At 36.8% G+C, this 20,119-nt stretch carries 21 protein-coding genes; 13 read left to right on the top strand and 8 right to left on the bottom strand.

All coding sequences use genetic code 11. The annotated features are described in order from the left end of the window. Positions 1-52 precede the first annotated feature (52 nt). On the top strand, positions 53-1,357 hold the full coding sequence (locus tag AC0L0O_RS27220) for an HD domain-containing protein (protein WP_000262734.1): 1,305 nt from the start codon (positions 53-55) through the stop codon (positions 1,355-1,357). Positions 1,358-1,396: 39 nt separating this feature from the next. Here AC0L0O_RS27220 and AC0L0O_RS27215 read toward each other — a convergent pair whose 3' ends face one another. After that, entirely contained in the window at positions 1,397-1,582 is a 186-nt protein-coding gene (locus tag AC0L0O_RS27215) for a 2-hydroxymuconate tautomerase (RefSeq protein ID WP_001147171.1), read from the bottom strand. A 112-nt stretch (positions 1,583-1,694) separates the two neighbouring features. Here AC0L0O_RS27215 and AC0L0O_RS27210 point away from each other — a divergent pair, with 112 nt between their 5' ends. Beyond that, positions 1,695-2,369, top strand: a complete 675-nt coding sequence (locus tag AC0L0O_RS27210) for a site-2 protease family protein (protein WP_000372461.1) — start codon at positions 1,695-1,697, stop codon at positions 2,367-2,369. A 25-nt stretch (positions 2,370-2,394) separates the two neighbouring features. Then, positions 2,395-2,904 carry a YwhD family protein gene (locus tag AC0L0O_RS27205; protein WP_000136678.1) on the top strand — a complete coding sequence of 170 codons (510 nt, stop codon included), beginning with the start codon at positions 2,395-2,397 and terminating at the stop codon, positions 2,902-2,904. 222 nt (positions 2,905-3,126) lie between these two features. Here the strand turns inward: AC0L0O_RS27205 and AC0L0O_RS27200 are convergent, their stop codons facing one another. Further along, complete coding sequence (locus AC0L0O_RS27200) at positions 3,127-5,178, bottom strand: transglycosylase domain-containing protein (protein WP_070172566.1); 2,052 nt, start codon at positions 5,176-5,178, stop codon at positions 3,127-3,129. Positions 5,179-5,277: 99 nt separating this feature from the next. Continuing rightward, positions 5,278-6,003, bottom strand: a complete 726-nt coding sequence (locus tag AC0L0O_RS27195) for a glycerophosphodiester phosphodiesterase (protein WP_000042769.1) — start codon at positions 6,001-6,003, stop codon at positions 5,278-5,280. Between the two features lie 151 nt (positions 6,004-6,154). On the opposite strand from AC0L0O_RS27195, the gene AC0L0O_RS27190 reads away from it, so the two are divergent. The 4 genes from AC0L0O_RS27190 to speB all read left to right on the top strand — a co-directional run bounded on the left by AC0L0O_RS27190 (position 6,155) and on the right by speB (position 9,835). Beyond that, positions 6,155-6,562 (top strand): MerR family transcriptional regulator, encoded by a 408-nt coding sequence (locus AC0L0O_RS27190; RefSeq protein ID WP_000276566.1) that lies wholly within the window; start codon positions 6,155-6,157, stop codon positions 6,560-6,562. A 5-nt stretch (positions 6,563-6,567) separates the two neighbouring features. Continuing rightward, complete coding sequence (locus AC0L0O_RS27185) at positions 6,568-7,731, top strand: MFS transporter (protein WP_000444216.1); 1,164 nt, start codon at positions 6,568-6,570, stop codon at positions 7,729-7,731. Between the two features lie 186 nt (positions 7,732-7,917). Then, complete coding sequence (gene speE / locus AC0L0O_RS27180; RefSeq protein WP_000424696.1) at positions 7,918-8,745, top strand: polyamine aminopropyltransferase; 828 nt, start codon at positions 7,918-7,920, stop codon at positions 8,743-8,745. A 217-nt stretch (positions 8,746-8,962) separates the two neighbouring features. After that, positions 8,963-9,835 carry an agmatinase gene (gene speB / locus AC0L0O_RS27175; protein ID WP_001209825.1) on the top strand — a complete coding sequence of 291 codons (873 nt, stop codon included), beginning with the start codon at positions 8,963-8,965 and terminating at the stop codon, positions 9,833-9,835. 347 nt (positions 9,836-10,182) lie between these two features. Here the strand turns inward: speB and AC0L0O_RS27170 are convergent, their stop codons facing one another. Next, the gene (locus AC0L0O_RS27170) at positions 10,183-11,220 is read right to left on the bottom strand and encodes a PTS sugar transporter subunit IIC (protein ID WP_000996339.1); all 1,038 of its coding nucleotides are present in this window, start codon (positions 11,218-11,220) and stop codon (positions 10,183-10,185) included. 234 nt (positions 11,221-11,454) lie between these two features. On the opposite strand from AC0L0O_RS27170, the gene AC0L0O_RS27165 reads away from it, so the two are divergent. Continuing rightward, positions 11,455-11,817, top strand: a complete 363-nt coding sequence (locus AC0L0O_RS27165; RefSeq protein ID WP_000779939.1) for a YxeA family protein — start codon at positions 11,455-11,457, stop codon at positions 11,815-11,817. Between the two features lie 25 nt (positions 11,818-11,842). On the opposite strand, the gene AC0L0O_RS27160 is transcribed toward AC0L0O_RS27165, so the two are convergent. Next, positions 11,843-12,829: a S66 family peptidase gene (locus AC0L0O_RS27160; protein ID WP_134188592.1), complete on the bottom strand. Its 987-nt coding sequence runs from the start codon at positions 12,827-12,829 to the stop codon at positions 11,843-11,845. A 202-nt stretch (positions 12,830-13,031) separates the two neighbouring features. Between AC0L0O_RS27160 and AC0L0O_RS27155 the strand changes: the two genes are divergently transcribed. From AC0L0O_RS27155 to AC0L0O_RS27135, 5 genes are all read left to right on the top strand, one after another. After that, positions 13,032-13,469, top strand: a complete 438-nt coding sequence (locus AC0L0O_RS27155) for a YwiB family protein (RefSeq protein ID WP_000414867.1) — start codon at positions 13,032-13,034, stop codon at positions 13,467-13,469. Continuing rightward, positions 13,469-15,139, top strand: coding sequence for an arginine--tRNA ligase (gene argS / locus AC0L0O_RS27150; protein ID WP_001086456.1), 1,671 nt, complete (start codon positions 13,469-13,471; stop codon positions 15,137-15,139). Before AC0L0O_RS27155 ends, argS begins: the two co-directional genes overlap by 1 nt. Positions 15,140-15,412: 273 nt before the next feature. Further along, complete coding sequence (locus AC0L0O_RS27145; RefSeq protein WP_000391656.1) at positions 15,413-15,940, top strand: RNA polymerase sigma factor; 528 nt, start codon at positions 15,413-15,415, stop codon at positions 15,938-15,940. Then, positions 15,927-16,241 carry an anti-sigma factor gene (locus AC0L0O_RS27140; protein WP_473786208.1) on the top strand — a complete coding sequence of 105 codons (315 nt, stop codon included), beginning with the start codon at positions 15,927-15,929 and terminating at the stop codon, positions 16,239-16,241. The genes AC0L0O_RS27145 and AC0L0O_RS27140 overlap by 14 nt, the downstream gene beginning before the upstream one ends. Then, complete coding sequence (locus AC0L0O_RS27135; RefSeq protein WP_473786207.1) at positions 16,225-16,896, top strand: anti-sigma factor; 672 nt, start codon at positions 16,225-16,227, stop codon at positions 16,894-16,896. The genes AC0L0O_RS27140 and AC0L0O_RS27135 overlap by 17 nt, the downstream gene beginning before the upstream one ends. A gap of 25 nt (positions 16,897-16,921) precedes the next feature. Here AC0L0O_RS27135 and AC0L0O_RS27130 read toward each other — a convergent pair whose 3' ends face one another. From AC0L0O_RS27130 to AC0L0O_RS27120, 3 genes are all read right to left on the bottom strand, one after another. Then, positions 16,922-17,296 (bottom strand): hypothetical protein, encoded by a 375-nt coding sequence (locus AC0L0O_RS27130; RefSeq protein ID WP_000738228.1) that lies wholly within the window; start codon positions 17,294-17,296, stop codon positions 16,922-16,924. A gap of 148 nt (positions 17,297-17,444) precedes the next feature. Next, positions 17,445-18,845: a M28 family metallopeptidase gene (locus AC0L0O_RS27125; RefSeq protein ID WP_473786206.1), complete on the bottom strand. Its 1,401-nt coding sequence runs from the start codon at positions 18,843-18,845 to the stop codon at positions 17,445-17,447. Positions 18,846-19,331: 486 nt separating this feature from the next. Beyond that, a partial coding sequence (locus AC0L0O_RS27120) for an MSCRAMM family protein (RefSeq protein WP_473786205.1) occupies positions 19,332-20,119 on the bottom strand: 788 nt, incomplete at its 5' end.

The raw sequence follows: 20,119 nt of genomic DNA, 5'->3' as shown, positions 1-20,119 counted from the left end.
TTCGTTTATAATATATAGTAAGAATGCAGTAAAGAAAGGGGGATGTCGGAAAGTGGTATATTTAAACGACAAACTCAGCGAAACAAAAGTGTTTAAAGACCCGGTACATAAATATGTGCACGTGCGCGATCGTGTTATTTGGGATTTAATCGGAACGAAAGAATTTCAACGCTTGCGCCGTATTAAGCAGCTTGGAACGACATTTTTTACATTTCACGGTGCAGAGCATAGTCGCTTTACTCATTCGTTAGGTGTATATGAAATTATTCGTCGTATGATTGATGATGTGTTTGATGGCAGACCGAACTGGAATGCTGAAGATAGATTGTTATGCTTATGTGCGGCATTACTTCATGATGTCGGTCACGGCCCATTTTCTCATTCGTTTGAGAAAGTATTTTCATTAGATCATGAGAAATTTACGCAAAAGATTATCGTTGGAGATACAGAAATTAATCGCGTATTAAGTCGTGTGGATAAAGACTTTCCGCAAAAGGTAGCGGATGTAATCGCAAAAACATCTAATAATAAATTAGCGATTAGCATGATTTCCAGTCAAATTGATGCAGATCGCATGGACTATTTATTAAGAGATGCGTATTTCACTGGCGTAAAGTATGGAAACTTTGATATGGAGCGTATACTACGCGTTATGCGTCCGTACGGAAATCAAGTAGTTATTAAAAATAGTGGTATGCATGCTGTTGAACATTATATTATGAGTCGTTATCAAATGTACTGGCAAGTATATTTCCATCCAGTAACACGCAGTGCTGAAGTTATTTTAACGAAGATTTTACACCGTGCAAAATCATTGCACGAGAAGTACTATACATTTAAAAATCATCCGGTTCATTTCTATTCTTTATTTGAAGAAGAAGTAACAGTAGAGGATTATTTAAAGTTAGACGAGAACGTTATGTATTATTACTTCCAAGTATGGCAAGACGAAGAGGATCCAATTTTAAGTGATTTATGTCGCCGTTTTATGAATCGAAACCTATTTAAATATGTAGAGTTTACAGATAAGCACGGTTTAGATAATTGGATGGAATTAAGTAGCTTATTCAAAAAGATTGGACTTGATCCAGAATACTATTTAGTAGTTGATTCAACATCAGACTTACCGTACGACTTTTACCGTGCTGGTGAAGAAGAAGAACGTCTGCCAATCTTACTTCTTATGCCAAATGGAGAGCTTAGAGAGCTTTCACGTGAATCGGATATTGTTGAGGCGATTACTGGTAAGAAGAGAAGGGATCAAAAATTATTCTATCCGCATGATTTAATCTATGAAGATGGAAGAAAAGGAAAATATAAAGAGAGAATCATCGAGTTACTTGAAGGAAAAAAATAAGAAGCAGCTAAGAGCTGCTTCTTATGAAAGAACTTGAAATTATTTGTCGCTTAAGCGTTTTCCGCCAACTGCATAATGGTTTTTAGACATTTCTTCGATGAAAACAACGATGTTTTCTTCAGGAGCACCAGTTGTTTCGCTTACTGCTGCTGTTACTTTCTCAGCAAGAGCTTTCTTTTGTTCCTCTGTGCGTCCTTCTAGCATTTTCACTGTTACGTATGGCATATATAATCGCTCCTTTTATGTAAGTTACACTCTTATTATAGCGGATTATGGGGAAGAACAATCGAAAAAACAAATAATTTCTTTTTTTGACATATTGAAGAGGAGTTGGAGTATGGATCAGTTATTTAGATACCCGTTGCACCAAATACCTTTGGTAGCAATGGCCATTATTATTGCGTTATCTGTGCATGAATTTGCGCATGCATATGTTGCATATAAATTTGGAGACGATACTGCAAAGCGGCAAGGTCGCTTAACTTTATCACCGATGGCTCACTTAGACCCTATCGGGATGATTGCTGTATTAATTCTTGGTTTCGGTTGGGCAAGACCAGTTCCTGTTAACCCGTACAATTTTAAAAGACCACGTCTTGCTGGCATATTAGTTTCAATTGCAGGACCAATTAGTAACTTGATTTTAAGTGCAATTGGTTTAATTATTTGGTATAGCTTATTAACATTTGGTGTATTAGACTCAATTCCATTTGCAGTAGCAGATACGTTAGCTCAATTTTTCCAGATTTTTATTATGTTGAATATCGTTTTACTGGTCTTTAACTTATTACCAATCCCGCCACTTGATGGATATCGTGTAGTGGAGGATTTAGCACCAACAAATATTCGTGCGAAAATGACACAGTATGAAAAATACGGGGCGATTGCGTTATTAATTCTTGTTATTACACCGCTTAGCAATTACACAATCCAACCTATTTTTAATGTTGTCATTCCATATGTATTTGCATTTTTAAATAGTATCATTGCGCCTATTTTTGGCCTTTTATAATCATTAAGTGAGGAGGAATTTACATATGACAGAGAAAAAGAAAAAAATCGGTTTTAATATCGTGAAAAATGATTCAACGGATGGACATGGTGGATTTGGTGTTGGGGCATTAAGTCTAGAAAACATTTCACCTGTATTCGTCGATGTACTAGAGAAGACAGCATTCGTTGATATCGGTGCGATGCATGCACGTAGTACAGTGGAAAAAGGTATTAAGTTTTTAACAAATAAAGATGAAGTTCCAAACGGAAAACCATTTTGGCTTGTGTGGGTAACGATTGAAAGAACGGCGACAGGTGCTTATTATGCAGGTGTAACAGCTTGTGAAATGACAGTTGACCGTGAAATTCGTCGCGGATATAAGTCACTTCCAGAGCACGTAAACAAAATGGATAAATCATTGAAGCGTCACATTATGGTTGACCATATGGATGAATCATCTAAAAAAGTACTTGGTACATTCTTGAAAGAACATAATGAAGCGATTTGGAACGAGTCTAGTGAAGAATTGCGCCGTGCATTATTAAGTGAATAAAAGAAAAGGATGTCTCGCTAGTCGATTGTTGACTAGGTGACATCCTTTTTATTTTGGCTTGTTGTATGAAAATATATCGACGATTTTTCGAATATATCTATCATAACTTAAAATATATCAACGATTTTTTTAATATATCGACGATTCGACAAGGAATATCGATTTACCGACAAAGAATGACAATAAAGGCTATTCCACATTTTATTGGAATAGCCTCGTGTTTCACCAAGGAAGATATTTTTTCCACCAACTTGTTTTTTTCTTTTCTTCACTTGTCTTTTCAAATTCTTCTTTATCATCGACATGATCCATACAATATTCTGTAGGCTCGGTACCTTTAGCAAAATACATTTTCACTGAAATTGGACAATTTTTTGTAGCGATTTTCCCGTTTTCAGGGTTAATATCGACTGCAACGACGTCACTTGGCCGTTTAAATTCTTTTTTAGGTTGTCCATCTAAGCCTTTCTCCATCGTATCGGTCCATATTCTTTTCGCATATCCTTGTTCTGCTACGTTTGAAATTGATTTTGGTTGATCATATCCAACCCATACACCCGTTACGATTTGCGGGGTAAACCCAATCATCCAACTATCTGTTTCAGTAGAACCAGATTTTCCGGCATAGGTTCTGGATAGTTTAGATAACATCGATTGACCAGTTACAGCGGCATAACTACTTAGTTTTTTATTAAACATGCCTGTCATCATTTCTTCCATTACAAACGCTTTGTTCTTATCAAGAACTTGTTTACTCTCTAAATGAGCATCGTATAATATATTGCCTTCATGATCCATAATGCGGCGAATGAAAGTAGGTTTTACTTCTTTTCCACCGTTTGCGAACATGCTATAAGCGTTAACCATTTCAATTGGTTTTACAGGAGATGTGCCGAGAGCAAGAGACGGTACATCTTTTAATGCACTCTTAATTCCGAATTGCTTCGCTGTTTTTGTAAGAATGTCTTCGCCTAAAAATAAATTGGTCTTCACGGCGTATACGTTATCAGAGACTGCAAGAGCTTGCGCCATTGTTACAAAATCGTCTGCATAATAGTCCTTATAGTTTTTCGGTTTATACTTTGAAACACCATCACCTAAAGTGAAAACAGTGTATTCGCTTTTTAAGCGCGTAGCAGGGGTGAATCCTCGTTCTAATGCCGCGTAATATAGGAATGGCTTAAACGTAGAACCAGGCTGGCGAGCGGCCTGTGTAGCCCTGTTAAATTGACTCGTATTATAATCAGTTCCACCAACAAGGGCAGCTACTTCACCTGTTTTTGGATTCATAGAGACAAGAGCAGTTTGTATGTTTGTTGTGTCAGGTATGTGGTCTTTTACAGCTTGCTCTGCAACCGATTGTAATTTCGGGTCTAGTGTTGTATAAATACGCAAGCCACCTTTTTGTAACGCTTGCTCATCTAATCCGACATCACGAAGAAGAGAAGCTTGTACAGCATCTTGGAAATAAGGTGCAACCTCTGCCACCTTTTTCGTATCTAATGAGGCGAAAGTTAGTGGCTCCTTCTTCGCTGAAGCTGCTTGTTTCTTCGTAATATAACCTTGTTCTACCATTTCATCTAATATGAGAGATTGTCGTCCTTTCGCACGATCTTCTTTTAAAAAGGGAGAATAGACACTAGGTCCTTTCGGGATACCTGCGAGCATACTAGCCTCCGCTAATGTTAATTCTTTTGCTGTTTTATCGAAATATAGACGAGACGCAGCTTCGATTCCGTAAGCACCATGCCCGTAATAAATTGTATTTAAATATCCTTCTAAAATATGATTTTTATTATAGTTTACTTCAAGGCGGATTGTGTACATTGCTTCTAATAGTTTACGTTTCCACGTTTTATCATGATCTAAATACAGATTACGTGCGTATTGTTGTGTAATCGTACTAGCACCTTGGACTTTTGCCATCGCTTTTAAATCGGCAACAATGGCACCAGCAATACGCTTCATATCAAAGCCATGATGTTTGTAGAATCGTTGATCTTCGATAGATAGTGTTGCCTCTTTTACATAAGGAGAAATTTCATTGAGAGATACATTGTAGCGTTTTTGTACCTGATTACTTTGTCCTATAACAGTGTCATCATTAGCGTAAAAGACACTTGTTTGCGGGACAGCAACAGGAGGAGGTCCCATAATTTTTGCAACTATAATAATAACAAAAAAGGAGAAAACGAAAAAAAGAACAGAAGAAAACATTACGGTGAAGAAAAGACGTTTATATTTTTTAAGTTTCGGATTCATAGTTTGATCCATCTTTTTCAGCCCCTCATTCATACAAACATTATTGTATTAGTATTGAGGGTTTTCGGTTATTTTAAACAATGAAATTTTGAAAACAAAAAGCTCCTTCAATTAAGAAAGGAGCTCAAAGGCACGTGCTGGCCAATCGGTAATAATGACATCTACGCCATAATCCAACATAGTTTGTAAATCTTTGTATTCGTTAATGGTATAAGGGCGGAAAACGTACCCTTGTTTTTGCGCGAGTTGAACAAATTCCTTTGTTAGTAGTTGAAAGTTTGGATGTAAACCAGTTGCTTCTCTAGTTTTTGCTTCAGCGATAGGATCAGCAAGAGGTGTGTCATATAAAATAGCTCTTGGGATTTCAGGAGCTATTTCTGCTAATAATGAAACAGATTCATGGTTAAATGAGGAGAATACAATTTGATTCGACAGATGGTATTCTCGAACGAGAGCAACAGCTTTTTCTTCAATATTTGGATAGTGAATCACGTCGGTTTTTAATTCAATATTGAGTTGTAAGTTTGTTGTAGATAGCCAAATAAATACTTCTCGTAACGTCGGAATTTTTGCTTCATGGAAAGAAGCGTCTTTATGACTACCAGCATCTAAAGCTTGTAACTCCTCTACTGTTTTTTCAGAAACAAGTCCTATGCCATTTGTTGTACGATCGACTGTTTCATCGTGAATTACGACAAGTTCACCATCTTTTGATAGGTGGACATCAAGCTCAATTCCATGGGCACCAATGCGTTCAGCTTCTTGGAAGGCGATCATCGTATTTTCGGGATGTGTTCCTTTTACGCCGCGGTGAGCGAAAATAAGTGGTTTACTCATGTGAAATTCTCCTTATCATTTCTTTTCTTTCATTATGAAACTGCTTTTGAAAAAATACAATTTAATATGACAAACATTTACAAAAGTCTAACAGTTGCACAAAAGTTAACGTTAACGTAAAATGTAATAATTGAAGAAGGGAGGAATAAACATGTATAAGATTGATGAAGTTACAAAGCAAGTTGGTTTAACAAAACGTACACTTCGTTATTATGAGGAAATTGGTTTAATTCATCCCCCAGAACGTAGTGAGGGGAACATTCGCCTATATACAGATGAAGATATCGCAAGAATTAAAAGGATTGTAGAAGCGAAAGAAGTACTAGGAATTACGCTACAAGAAATGCAGCATTTCTTATCGTTAAAAGAAAGAATGGAACAGAGAAGAAATAGCGAGAATCCTCGTGATCGTGAAGTGATTCAAGAAATTAAAGAGATGCTTGAAAAACAAGTGCAAACGCTAGACGAGAAAATGGAGCAAATGCAGCGTGTGAAGGCCGAACTTGAGGATAGCTTACATCGTGCAGTGACATTTTTAGAGAATACAAAAGGAGAGTAATCAAAATGGAGAGCAAACAAAAACTAGGGAGATTGATTACAGTGTTGGCTACTTTCCTTGCCTTTTCAGGTATAGGAGTAGTCGACCCAATTTTGCCGATTATTGCTGAAAAGATTGGTGCATCGCATTGGCAAGTAGAGATGTTATTTACAGCATATATTTTAACGATGGCAATTATGATGTTACCAGCCGGTATATTTGCATCAAGATTTGGTGATAAACGAATGATGACAATCGGTCTTGCAATCGTAACTATATTTGCGTTTATATGCGGTATATCGCAAACGATTGCTCAATTATCTCTTTTCCGTGCTGGATGGGGATTAGGAAATGCGATGTTCTTCGCAACGGCGATGACTTTATTGATTGCATTAAGTAAGGAAGTTCATGAAGCAGTAGGATTATATGAAGCAGCTATCGGCTTAGGTATGGCGGGCGGACCGTTATTAGGCGGGATATTAGGTGGACATTCTTGGCGGTATCCATTTTTCGCAACGAGTATTTTAATTTTCTTAGCATTTATTTTAGTTTTCTTTTTTGTGAAAGAACCAGAGCGAAAAGTGAAGCGTAAAGCGGCAGGCGTAGGAGAATTACTTAACCTGGTGAAATATAAACCGTTTATGCAAGGTGCGATTTCAGGAATGTTATACTACTACGGATTTTTCGTTGTGTTAGCATACTCACCACTTATTATGCATTTATCTGCTATTCAATTAGGATTTGTATTTTGTGGGTGGGGACTTGCGTTAGCTTACGGTTCTGCAATTTTAGCACATAAGCTAGAAGGGAAATATGAGCCGAAAGCATTATTGAAAGCCAGTTTACTCGTATTTGCGATTTTCTTAATTGCATTATTCTTTGTGAAAGTTATGTGGTTACAAATTGTATTAATTGTTCTATCAGGATTAGCATCTGGATTAAATAATGCATTATTTACAAGTTATGTAATGGATATTTCACCTTATGAAAGATCTGTTACGTCAGGTGTTTATAACTTCGTTCGTTGGTTAGGGGGCGCAATTGCTCCGATTTTATCAGGAATTATCGGTCATACTGTTTCACCACAAAGTCCGTTTTTAGTAGGCGGAATTGTGGTGTTAGTTGGTTGTATTATGATCCTAATTCCAATTCGTAAACCAGTAGAAATAGAGACAAAAGCCCTTTCTTAAGAAAGGGTTTTCTTTCCTTTTACGGTGCAAATCCTTTCTGCACATATGTTAGAACGCTCTGACTAAAATATATTTTCGGTATTTTTGTACTTTTAACTATACATTTTGTATGTTTTGTTTTATTTTTGTTAGGGGACATTAATGATGTCCCTATTATAAATTTGCATTGAAAGGCGTGATTGTACGATGGAACTATGGTTCACTGAAAAACAAACAAAACATTTTGGGATTACGGCGCGTATTAACCGCACATTACATACGGAGCAAACAGAATTCCAAAAACTTGATATGGTTGAAACGGAAGAGTTCGGAAACATGCTTATTTTAGATGGCATGGTTATGACGACAGAAAAAGATGAGTTCGTGTACCATGAAATGGTAGCGCACGTACCTTTATTTACACATCCAAACCCTGAAAACGTATTAGTTGTTGGTGGCGGTGATGGCGGTGTTATTCGTGAAGTGTTAAAACACCCAAGCGTAAAGAAAGCAACTCTTGTTGAAATCGATGGAAAAGTAATTGAGTACTCTAAACAATACTTACCATCAATTGCAGGTGCATTAGATAATGAGCGTGTAGAAGTGAAAGTAGGAGACGGTTTCCTACATATCGCAGAAAGCGAAAATGAATATGACGTAATTATGGTAGATTCTACTGAGCCAGTAGGACCAGCAGTAAACCTATTTACAAAAGGCTTCTACGCTGGAATTTCAAAGGCGTTAAAAGAAGATGGTATTTTCGTTGCACAAACGGACAACCCTTGGTTTACACCAGAATTAATTACAACTGTGTTTAAAGACGTAAAAGAGATCTTCCCAATTACTCGTTTATACACAGCGAACATTCCAACTTACCCAAGTGGTCTTTGGACGTTCACAATTGGATCTAAAAAACATGATCCATTAGAAGTAAGTGAAGAGCGTTTCCACGAAATCGAAACGAAATACTACACAAAAGAATTACACAATGCAGCATTCGCATTACCGAAATTTGTTGGCGATCTAATTAAGTAAGAGAATCGCACGGAACAAATAAAGTGTAAGTAGCTCATTTAAGGTGTTTGTCCAGAAGACTTGAACATGCTAGCTATTTACACTTCTGTAAAGAAAATTGTCTTCTTTTTATGAAACAGAAGACCTGGTAAATCGAGAAAGAGGAGCAACTCGCTCCAAATTTGAGAAATAATGAAAGGTTGGGATACCTTAAGTTCCACATAAGGAGGAAAAGAATATGCGTTTTGATGAAGCTTATTCAGGTAAAGTATTTATTAAAAGTCATCCAAGTTTTGAAGAGTCAGAGGTAGTTATTTACGGGATGCCTATGGATTGGACAGTAAGTTACCGTCCAGGATCTCGCTTTGGCCCTGCACGTATTCGTGAAGTATCAATTGGTCTTGAAGAATATAGTCCGTATTTAGATCGTGAACTAGAAGAGGTAAAATATTTTGATGCGGGTGATATCCCATTACCATTCGGAAATGCACAACGCAGCTTAGACATGATTGAAGAATATGTATCAAAACTTTTAGATGCCGGTAAGTTTCCACTAGGTCTCGGCGGTGAGCACCTAGTGTCTTGGCCAATTTTTAAGGCAATGGCAAAAAAATATCCGGATTTAGCAATCATCCATATGGATGCTCATACTGATTTACGTGAATCGTATGAAGGGGAGCCTTTATCCCACTCTACACCTATTCGTAAAGTGTGTGATTTAATTGGTCCGGAAAACGTATATTCTTTCGGAATTCGTTCTGGAATGAAGGAAGAATTTGAATGGGCGAAAGAAGTAGGTATGAACTTATACAAATTTGACGTATTAGAACCGTTAAAAGAAGTATTGCCGAAACTTGCAGGACGCCCAGTCTATGTCACAATCGACATTGATGTATTAGACCCAGCTCACGCTCCAGGAACAGGAACGTTAGAAGCTGGCGGTATCACATCTAAAGAATTATTAGATTCCATCGTAGCAATTGCAAATTCAAATATAAATGTAGTTGGAGCAGACTTAGTAGAGGTAGCTCCTGTCTACGACCATAGTGATCAAACACCAGTCGCAGCAAGCAAATTCGTGCGGGAAATGCTGCTCGGTTGGGTAAAGTAAAAGCGGAATCGGCTCGCCCAGAATGTGAGGGGGATGGAGCTTCAGACATAGAGGCGTTTTTTGCCTCGAAGGAAGAAGCGAAGCCACCGATCATTCTAGCCGCTGTAGCTAGATAAAATAAGAGCCCCTATATGATTAGGGGGCTCTTATTTTGTCGTTATGTGTCGGTAAGTCGATATATTAAAAAAATCGCCGATATAATTCGAGTTACGCTGATATATTAAAAAAATCGCTCATATAATTCGAGTTGCGCCGATATAATTGAAAAACCGCTGATATAATTTTATTGACTGTCACGTAACACACAAAAAAGAGCTATTCTCAAACGATGAGAATAGCTCTTTTTCTTATGCAACCTTCTCTTCCGAAGAAATGCCGCGAATTTCATCAGCAGAACGAATTGGGTATTTACGGAACAAGATTGATCCGATGTACCCAACAATCGTGGTAACGATTCCACATAATACAGCGGCAATCGTTACTTTTACAACGTCATTAAATCCGAATAAGACAAGAAGTCCTGGGATTGGTGATGCTGTTCCTGGTGCATTATTAACGAGCTGGAACAGAGATGTAATAATACCAGCAAGTGCACCGCCAACGAAGTTTGTTGCATAAATTGGAATTGGATTTGCTGAAACAACATCGGCTTGTGTTAAAGGCTCGATTGCTACAGCGATTGTGTCTTTCTTTGAGCAAATTTTTAGTCGCTTAAAGAAAATAAAGTTCATTGGAGCTGAGGCTGCTACGGCAAGACTACCAATTGCCATTGGTAAACCTGTTAATCCGAGCATTGCAGTTAGTGCCATAGAACTCAGTGGAGAGGTAGAAATAACTGTGATTAATCCCCCGAGCATAATGCCCATAATGATAGGACTTTCTGTAGTTGCAACTGAAATCATAGAACCGATTTTACCGAGCGTTGCGTTTACGAGCGGATCCATAAGCATTGCCATTCCGCGTGAGATTGGTGCAGCAATAAATAAAATTGCTAAAAACTCTACACCAGCTGGTAATTTCTTTTCAAGAAATTTCACGACGAAAGCGCAAACGTATCCAGCGAAAAATCCTGGTAAAATACCGAATCCACTAGTAGCGATACCAATTAAAACAGCATATACGGGTGAAACACCGATTGCTAGTGCGACTAAAATTGCCGCTGCCACACCGCTCATACTACCAGAAGCTTCTCCTACTGATTGTAAAAATTTATTATGAAACATTTCTCCACCGATATAACGGTGAAATGCTTCAATAAGAAAACTTGCGATTGCTGCATTAGCTAAAGCACCCATTGCTTTCATGCCGTAAGGAGCACGGTAACTAAAAAGTGTAAATAGACAAAGTACAACAAGTAATAGTGCTAAACCTTGCAAGATAGCCATTTGAAAACTGTCTCCTTTGATTTTTGTAATAAAAATTTGTATCATTCAATAATAATATAAAAGTTCATGAAACGGAAAAATTTTTTATTGGGAAATTGCCATAAGGTGAAGATGCCTTACAATAATGTAAGGAAAGTGTAAGGTGTTTAGATAGAGTATAGTATGTCATTTTTCGTATAATACAAGTACAGATATATGACTAGGGAAAAAGAAGTGCAAACAGGAGGCTCATATATGAAATTGGTAATTAAAGTTTTAGTTGTATTCGCCATTATTCTAGGTGGAACAGCGTATTATTTGAACACAAAAACAGAAGGTGTACATGCTTTTGTAGACAACTTCTTTTCAAATAAAGAAATACAAGATTATTATGCGGTTATAGATAAAGGTGAGAAAAAAGACGGAGAGTATTTGTATACATTTAAAGGATATACAGAAGACGGAAAGTTACAAGTTGTGAAAAGAATGATGAACCGTGAATTGCATACGGGTGCTTTTATAAAAATTTATGCAAAAGGTATGCAAGGAAAAGGATGGGCTGAAATCCCGAAAGAATCAATTCCGCAAAAAGCGTTGGAAAAAATAGAAAAGCGATAAAAGGAGCGACTCATTCGCTCCTTTTTTAGTGCGTTAAAATAGTGATAGATGTCTTTTCTTTACTAGAAATGATTGTTGCACGTCCGCCAATTGGGAAAGTGAAAATCGGTGTTGTATGCCCAAAACTTGCGTTTGCAATGATAGGGATATGTGCCAGTTCAGGCTTTGAAGCAATCATTTCTTGAATGTCTTCTATCGTACATTCTGCGCCTTTTTGCATCTTTCCTATAACGATGCCTTTTACATGTTTAAAATCTGGTTGCTGCATAAGAGAGTGTAAATAGCGATCAAAAGTTTTAAGAGTAGATGTTCCAGTTAAACTATCTTCTTCAAGAAATAAAATTTTATCCTTTAAGTTTGGCATATATGATGTACCTTGCAGTAAGTTCAATGTGCTCATATTACCACCGATAATATCTCCCGTAGCTTCTCCTTCATGAATCGAAACGTATCCTTCATTTTTAATAAATTTTCGATTTTCTTGATCTATATACCAAGAATCATCGCTCCATGTTTCAGATGGCAGGACTTCAATAGGCTTATTAGAAGTTAAGCATTGTAAAAAGTAATCGGTTGTATACTCGAGCCCTTTCTCCATTCCAAATGAAGAGAAATGGGGGCCTGAATATGTAACAAGTCCTGTTTTAGTGTAAATTGCATTATTTAAAGCAGTAATATCTGAATAACCACAGAAAAATTTCGGATTTTCACGAATTAAATCGTAATCGAGATATTTTAATAAACCATTAGAATTGTATCCGCCAAGTGTCGTCAAAATGGCTTTTACATTTGGATCTCTAAATGCTTCGTGGAGGTCTTGAACGCGTGAAGAAATAGAAGAGGAAGCGAATCTATCTATTTCTTCAGCATGTGTTGAGAATGTAACGTGAAAGCCGAGTTCAGTTAATCTTTTTACAGCAAGCCTCCTGTTTTCAGTTGAGACAATACTTAAACTACAGGATGGTGAAATAACTCTAATTTCATCACCCTTTTTTAATTTTGTTGGTAGCATCTATTTCACCTCTTTAAATGAAAGAATATTTAGACTTAAAAAATATTTTATCATATGAAATAAAGTGAAAGTGAATTATTTTTTGAAATGGAGTTTTCCTGATTTTTCAGCAGACAGACAGCGTCTTTTTTTGATATGATAGGAAAAGTGATTTATTATAAGTAGTATTTAATATCTATAACATTTGAAAGGTGTGCAAGACGTGGAGAAACAACTTGCAGGCTTGCCAGTACACGTTCATTTCGTAACAGAAATCCGTGAAGGGGCGAGGAAGGAAACCGTTGCTTTTGAAGCAAATGGTCAATACTATGTAAAAGGTCAAGGTACATATGTAACATTCCAAGAGCCGAACGAACAAGGCGAAGTGAAAACAATTATTAAAATTCAAGATGAACAAGTTCTCATTATGCGTTCAGGTGCTGTTTCAATGCGTCAGACGCATGTGAAAGGTGAATGGACAACTGGTACGTATACGAGTGAACTTGGTACGTTTGCATTGCAAACGAAAACTGATAACGTTCTTTTTAAATGGTCGGATGAAAAGAAAAAAGGACAACTCTTCTTAACGTACGCGTTGCTTCTAAGTGAACAAGAAGCTGGCAGATATACAATTACAATTAATTTGAAGGAGGCAAAATAATGAATTCTTTAGAACAAGTAAAAGGATTAATTAAAGAAGAAATTCAAGCTGCTGTACTAAAGGCAGAATTAGCGACAGAAGAACAGATTCCAAACGTAGTATTAGAATCTCCAAAAGATAAAACAAATGGTGACTTCTCTACAAATATGGCAATGCAACTTGCACGCGTTGCGAAAAAAGCACCTCGTATGATTGCAGAAGAATTAGTTGCAAACTTCGATAAAGCAAAAGCTTCTATTGAAAAGATTGAAATCGCAGGTCCTGGTTTCATTAACTTCTACATGGATAATAGCTACTTAACAGACTTAATCCCAACAATCGTTAATGCTGGTGAAGCTTATGGTGAAACGAATACTGGTAAAGGTGAAAAAGTACAAGTTGAGTTCGTATCTGCGAATCCAACAGGTGACCTTCACTTAGGACATGCACGTGGTGCTGCAGTAGGTGACACTTTATGTAATCTATTAGCAAAAGCAGGATACGATGTATCTCGTGAGTACTACATTAATGACGCTGGTAACCAAATTCATAACTTAGCTCTTTCTGTTGAAGCTCGTTACATGCAAGCTTTAGGCTTAGAGAAAGAAATGCCAGAAGACGGATACCATGGTGCGGACATCATTGGAATCGGTAAACGTTTAGCAGAAGAGTTTGGCGATCGTTATGCGAAAGCTGATGAAAAAGAAAGCTATGAATTCTACCGTGAGTACGGTTTAAAATATGAGTTAGCAAAGCTTCAAAAAGACTTAGAAAGCTTCCGTGTTAAATTTGATGTATGGTTCTCAGAAACATCATTATACAAAAACGGAAAAATCGATCAAGCTCTTGCTGTATTAAAAGAGCGCGATGAAATCTTTGAAGAAGACGGTGCAACTTGGTTCCGTTCAATGACTTACGGCGATGACAAAAACCGTGTATTAATTAAAAACGACGGTTCTTACACATACTTAACGCCAGATATCGCATATCACCGTGATAAATTAGAGCGTGGTTTCGATAAGTTAATCAACATTTGGGGTGCTGACCACCACGGTTACATTCCTCGTATGAAAGCTGCTATTCAAGCACTAGGTTACGATAAAGAAACACTTGAAGTAGAAATCATCCAAATGGTACAACTATACCAAAACGGTGAAAAAATGAAGATGAGTAAACGTACAGGTAAAGCAGTTACACTTCGTGAGCTTATGGAAGAAGTAGGCGTGGACGCAATGCGTTACTTCTTCGCAATGCGTAGTGGCGATTCTCATTTAGATTTCGATATGGACTTAGCTGTATCAAAATCTAATGAAAACCCAGTATACTATGCACAATACGCTCACGCTCGCGTATGCAGTATCCTTCGTCAAGGTGAAGAATTAGGATTAGCTACAGGCGGAGACGTGAACTACAAACTTGTTACTTCTGAGAAAGAAGTAGAATTACTGAAAAAACTTGGTGAATTCCCAGCAGTAGTTGCGGATGCAGCACAAAAACGTCTGCCACACCGCATTACAAATTATGCATTTGAATTAGCTGCAACATTACACAGCTTCTACAATGCAGAAAAAGTATTAAACCAAGATAACTTAGAATTAAGTAAAGCTCGCTACGAGTTAATGAAAGCAGTACGCACTACGCTTCAAAACGCATTAGCAATCGTAGGAGTATCTGCACCAGAAAAAATGTAATTAAGAAAAGCGGAGCCGACTGTTTAGTCCCGAAGGCTAAGGTTCTTTCCCACAGAAGATGTATTTTATCTTCTCGTGGGGAAGGTTCTTAGACAGGAGGGGCTAGGAGGCAGAGCTGGACATAAAGAAAAGCGGAAGCGGCTTTTCGCTTTCAGTAAAAGGCAATCACACGATGTTGTGATTGCCTTTTTGTATGGAAATAATAAAAAAATAAAATTTTATCAAACAAAAGGAGAATTTGCGTCGTCTTATATAAATGACAGGAGGTTTCAGATGGAAGAAAAGGTAGAAGAATTAATTGATATATATAAGCAGCAAATATATTCCTTATGCTATAAGTTAGCGAAGACGAAAGAAGACGCGGAAGATATTTTTCAAGAGACGTGGATAAAAGTTTTTTCATCGCGGCACCAACTTTCTTACGTGGAGAATTATAAAAAGTGGATTACTACGATTTGTGTTCGTACATTTTATGATTTTTATCGCAAAAAGAAAAGGTGGAAAGATCGTGTATTGGATTTATTTCATAAAGAAGATGGTGGAGAAATAGAGCTTGCAGATGATGTGAATATATCAGAAGAATTCATTCAAAAAGTCGAAGCAGAAATGATACGAGAAGTTATACAGTTATTAAACGAAAAATATAAAACAGTGCTCGTACTCTACTATTATGAACAATATTCTTACAAAGAAATGAGTGAAATATTAAATATACCAATTGGTACGGTGAAATACCGTCTTAATTATGCCAAGAAGCAAATGCGAGAACATTTGGAGGGGTTCGTTCATGAAGGAAGATAAATTTGAACAGAAGATAAAGAGTAGCTTAGCAGAAGAGATAATTCCAAGCGAAGAGCTAATAAATAATACGAAGCAGGGCATGCGAAATGCTTGGAAATTAGAGAAGAGATGGGTTGTTTTCATTCATGCTATTTGGATGATTGTATTAACAGTCACCCTAGAGCAGTTTGTTAGTCATTTGGAGCATAAAATATCTGTCATTATAACGATAGTTATTATGATGCACCTATACATTCCTATATATGTTGTCATACAGTCGTTTTTAAAGAAGGAGTATAAATTACATGATAGAGTTCGCTAATCCATTTGTAGTATTTGAGATAGCTGGGATTACAATGTTTTTAGCTTTTATAGCACTTTTAGTATGTGTAGCATCATGGGTATATACAGATGCTAAAGCACATCAAATGAGTAAAGGATGGAGTGTTTTAGCGGTTATATTGCCATTCTTTATCGGGTTTTTATTATATATGGTAAGAAGAAGTAAAAAGAAAGTTGAAGGAGAATATAAGATGAATTTTGTTAAAAAACAGAAAGTAACATTAGTTGCGATATTGGCAAGTACAATGTTTGTATTACTTAGTGGTTTTACTTTTGCACAAACGTTAGATGATGCGTGGAGAGCAGGAGATATATATTTAGAAAATGAGAAGCAAGGGGAGACAGGTTACGAGGCGAAATTCTCATCATGGGATATTGCCGGTAAAGATATTGAACTTCAGTATGATAAGGATACAGAATTGACATTTTCTTATGAGACAGATGCAAAAAGAGGGAACTTATGCTTTAGCTTGTATGAAAGACAAGGAGAAGGTATAAGTGAATTAAAGGAAATCTGTGAATCGAAAAAAGGTACTTTTACAGTTACGTTGAAAGCAAATGAAGAATATGTATTGAATATAAGTGGATTAAAAGTAAAAGATGGATTTGTAAAAGTGAATTGGCAAGAGAAATAAAAGAGGCCCTGTAAAGGGCCTTTTTCTATTGAATAGTATAAGTAACAGAAAAGCTCACAGGACTATAGTAAACGTAAGGTGCATGAAATTGAACGTACATATTTCCATCTGTTTTTGCAGTGAAAATTCGGCCGTAACCATCAGAATAACGTCCAATAAGATTATGATTTGAGTCATAAACACTGTAACTAGGAGTTTTGCTGTTAGGTTGAATTGTTAACTCTTGTCCCTTTTGAAGGAAAATAGGTTCTTGCTCAGAACTACCCCCAGTTTGCAAAGAATAAAATTTTGTAAACTTTTGTTCTTGAGTAGCGGCAGCAACCTTTGTTTCAGTAATAAACGCGGTAGCACCAGTAATTCCTGCTAAAGTTAACGCACCAGCTAAAATCATTTTTTTCATAGTAGAAAATCCTCCTTATTAGTTGTAATCATTGTCGTTACAGTTAATATTGTATACGATAATGAGGAGGAGAAAATATGCTTTTATGCATATATATTTTTTCTCAATAAAAGACCACTGATCTTTATCAGTGGTCTTTCAAAAATGATTAAGCAGCTTTCTGTTCTGTTTGCGTAACAGATTGTTGAAGAGTGTTATAAACACCAGTTCCGATTACTTCTATTGCCATTTTCATACGTTCAGGTGAAATATTCTCAAATACGTTATCTTGAGGTGTGTGATATACCTTTTCGATATGGTAGATTAATGGATTCCAACTATCGACACCCATCCAAATAAATAGAGCCGCAGGAATACCAACTTCAGCAAACGGTACGTGATCACTAGAGCCAAATTTCCCTTGTAGAACGAGGTCATTATTTAATTGTTTACCTGCTTGTAAGGCTGCGTCTGTTACAAGGTTTGGAGAACCGTTAGGCGTCATAGCATATAAATTCTTTGCTTTATCGTAATTTGTTGCGACCATGTCTGCGTTAAAGACACCTAAAATTCGATCGCGTTCTTTTTGGGATAAGCTATTAACGTAATAATCGGAGCCAAGTAAGCCAGTCTCTTCAGAACCAAAAGCAATAAAACGAATTTCTTTATCAGTTTCTACATTTTGAAAAGCGCGAGCTAACTCTAATACTAATCCTGTACCAGAAGCATTATCATTTGCTCCGGGTGCTCCAACGACACTATCGTAGTGTGAACTTACAACGACAGCTTTTTCATTACCTGTACTGTTTTTTGGTTTCTTTTTAGCGATGACGTTTAATGATGTTAAATTAGATTCATGTCTCGCTTTTAGGGAAAGAATTGTTGTTCCTTTTTTAGCGATTTCTTCTTTAAATGCATTTCCTTGCGCATAAGCAAGACCAAAGACAGGGATAGATTGCTTTTTCGTTAGGCGGGGATTGAAAGTTTGCCCGTAGTTTCCACGTCCACCAATTAAACTGTATAAAAGAACACCTTTTGCTCCTTTGTTAACAGCATTTTCAACTTGTTTATTATAGTCAGCTACTGTTGTTCCTCTTTCGAATAGAACAATTTTTCCACTTACTTCATTTGGGATATCCTCTAATTTTGTCCCACCTTGAACAAAGATAAGAGGAGCTGTAACAGATTCTGTAGAAATTAGTGCGTTAGGGGCAGCACCAGCTTGCCAATTACGCTTTGTGGATAATGGTGATTCAATAAATCCAACGTATTGATCCGGCACTTGGAATGGTTGATATTCTACTTCGTAGCCCATTGATTTAAGCTGCATACCAACGTAGCGGGAAGCCCATTCTTCTGATTTTGTCCCGCCAGGTCGAGGACCAATTGTTTCGGATAAGAAACGGATGTGTTCGATAGCGCGGCTTGCATCAACTTGTTTTGTGATAGATGAAGTCTGCTTGATTTCTGACGTAGAATCAGCTTTAGCTTGTCCAATCGGAGCTAAGCTAACAGCGAGTGATACAGCAAGCAAGGAGCTTACTATTTTTTGTTTCAAAGATTTTTTCATTTTTTCCTCTCCTATTCTTCTATTCTCTCTGACTGACAAAAGAAGACGGATAACGACTTCATTTTACCTTTATATTTTTAATTTTTCAATATTCTGACATTGAGAAATAAAAAACATATGCATATTTGCATATGTTTGGTGGAGATATGTATGCTATCATCTTAAATGAAGGTTCGCTTTCTACTTGGAAAGCTCCTACATTGCATGAATCTAGTGTACCCAAACTTTAGATTATGTAGAGAAAAGAATCCACTGTAGGGTTTCTTTTCTCATGTTTGAATCATGTGATGATAAATATGTTTCCGCATTTCATAATTATCATCAGTGATATATGTAAGGCATCCATATGAAAATACGAGGCTGTTCAAAGGTTTTCCGTACTTTTGGACAGCCTCACCCCGTTAAAAGAACGATACGCTATATATCGTTCTTTTTTGTATAAAAAAACACCCAATCAAATGTTCACTTGATTGGGTATAAAAAATATTAATAATATTTTTTTCGTTTTGTAGCTAAAACACTTAACAATCCAGCTAATAGAAGAATGATACCGACTGTTTGGGTAGAATCATTTTTGTGACCTGTATTTGGAAGTTCTTTACCTGTATTTCGGTCATCTTGCTGTTTGTTTGTCTGTGTCTTAGGATTTCCGTTTTCTAGTTCTTCGGAAGTTTCCTTACCTGGTTTTTCTTCTTTATTCGGAGGAGTAATTGGTTTATTATCCCCGCCTGATGAAGACTCAACCTTTTTATTTGAAACTGTAATTTGTAGTGGTGAAGCTTGGGCTTTTTCAATAGTAAAGCTTATTGGTGATGCATCTAATTGATAGCCTTCAGGAGCTTTCGTTTCCACTAGTTGATAATTACCAGGTTTCAAATCATTTACGATTAATTTACCATGCCCATCTGTTTTTAAACCTTCTCGTACTACTTTTCCATCTTGATCTAAAATATTGAAAATGGCACCTTCAAGTGTTCCGTTATGATCAATATCAACTTTAGTTAACTCCATTGAACCTGTTGTTAAACTATTTAAAGCAGTCACAGAAGTAACTTGAGATTGTCCTTTCGGAATAGTGAAAGGAATTGGCTTAGCGTTTAAATCGTATCCAGTAGGAGCTTTCGTTTCGATAAACTGATAGTCACCTGGACGTAAATCAGAAACAGAAATTTTGCCATCTTTATCAGTAGTTAAATCAGTGCGAACATCATGTCCGTTAGAATCAACAATTTTAAAGATAGCTCCTTCAAGAGTAGTCCCGTCAATATCATCGA

Source organism: Bacillus sp. GS3m_15504 (assembly GCF_055825275.1).
Note: the sequence above shows the minus strand (reverse complement) of the source record. Positions and strands in the feature narration are given on the sequence as shown.

What these genes read in the sequence shown, in the direction of transcription:
- AC0L0O_RS27125 (WP_473786206.1), bottom strand. Translation starts at nt 18,845, where the DNA reads ATGAAAAAATCTTTGAAACAAAAAATAGTAAGCTCCTTGCTTGCTGTA.
- AC0L0O_RS27195 (WP_000042769.1), bottom strand. Translation starts at nt 6,003, where the DNA reads ATGAGTAAACCACTTATTTTCGCTCACCGCGGCGTAAAAGGAACACAT.
- AC0L0O_RS27205 (WP_000136678.1), top strand. Translation starts at nt 2,395, where the DNA reads ATGACAGAGAAAAAGAAAAAAATCGGTTTTAATATCGTGAAAAATGAT.
- AC0L0O_RS27145 (WP_000391656.1), top strand. Translation starts at nt 15,413, where the DNA reads ATGGAAGAAAAGGTAGAAGAATTAATTGATATATATAAGCAGCAAATA.
- AC0L0O_RS27210 (WP_000372461.1), top strand. Translation starts at nt 1,695, where the DNA reads ATGGATCAGTTATTTAGATACCCGTTGCACCAAATACCTTTGGTAGCA.
- AC0L0O_RS27160 (WP_134188592.1), bottom strand. Translation starts at nt 12,829, where the DNA reads ATGCTACCAACAAAATTAAAAAAGGGTGATGAAATTAGAGTTATTTCA.
- AC0L0O_RS27190 (WP_000276566.1), top strand. Translation starts at nt 6,155, where the DNA reads ATGTATAAGATTGATGAAGTTACAAAGCAAGTTGGTTTAACAAAACGT.
- AC0L0O_RS27170 (WP_000996339.1), bottom strand. Translation starts at nt 11,220, where the DNA reads ATGGCTATCTTGCAAGGTTTAGCACTATTACTTGTTGTACTTTGTCTA.
- speE (WP_000424696.1), top strand. Translation starts at nt 7,918, where the DNA reads ATGGAACTATGGTTCACTGAAAAACAAACAAAACATTTTGGGATTACG.
- AC0L0O_RS27140 (WP_473786208.1), top strand. Translation starts at nt 15,927, where the DNA reads ATGAAGGAAGATAAATTTGAACAGAAGATAAAGAGTAGCTTAGCAGAA.
- AC0L0O_RS27200 (WP_070172566.1), bottom strand. Translation starts at nt 5,178, where the DNA reads ATGGATCAAACTATGAATCCGAAACTTAAAAAATATAAACGTCTTTTC.
- AC0L0O_RS27130 (WP_000738228.1), bottom strand. Translation starts at nt 17,296, where the DNA reads ATGAAAAAAATGATTTTAGCTGGTGCGTTAACTTTAGCAGGAATTACT.
- AC0L0O_RS27165 (WP_000779939.1), top strand. Translation starts at nt 11,455, where the DNA reads ATGAAATTGGTAATTAAAGTTTTAGTTGTATTCGCCATTATTCTAGGT.
- AC0L0O_RS27215 (WP_001147171.1), bottom strand. Translation starts at nt 1,582, where the DNA reads ATGCCATACGTAACAGTGAAAATGCTAGAAGGACGCACAGAGGAACAA.
- AC0L0O_RS27135 (WP_473786207.1), top strand. Translation starts at nt 16,225, where the DNA reads ATGATAGAGTTCGCTAATCCATTTGTAGTATTTGAGATAGCTGGGATT.
- AC0L0O_RS27185 (WP_000444216.1), top strand. Translation starts at nt 6,568, where the DNA reads ATGGAGAGCAAACAAAAACTAGGGAGATTGATTACAGTGTTGGCTACT.
- speB (WP_001209825.1), top strand. Translation starts at nt 8,963, where the DNA reads ATGCGTTTTGATGAAGCTTATTCAGGTAAAGTATTTATTAAAAGTCAT.
- argS (WP_001086456.1), top strand. Translation starts at nt 13,469, where the DNA reads ATGAATTCTTTAGAACAAGTAAAAGGATTAATTAAAGAAGAAATTCAA.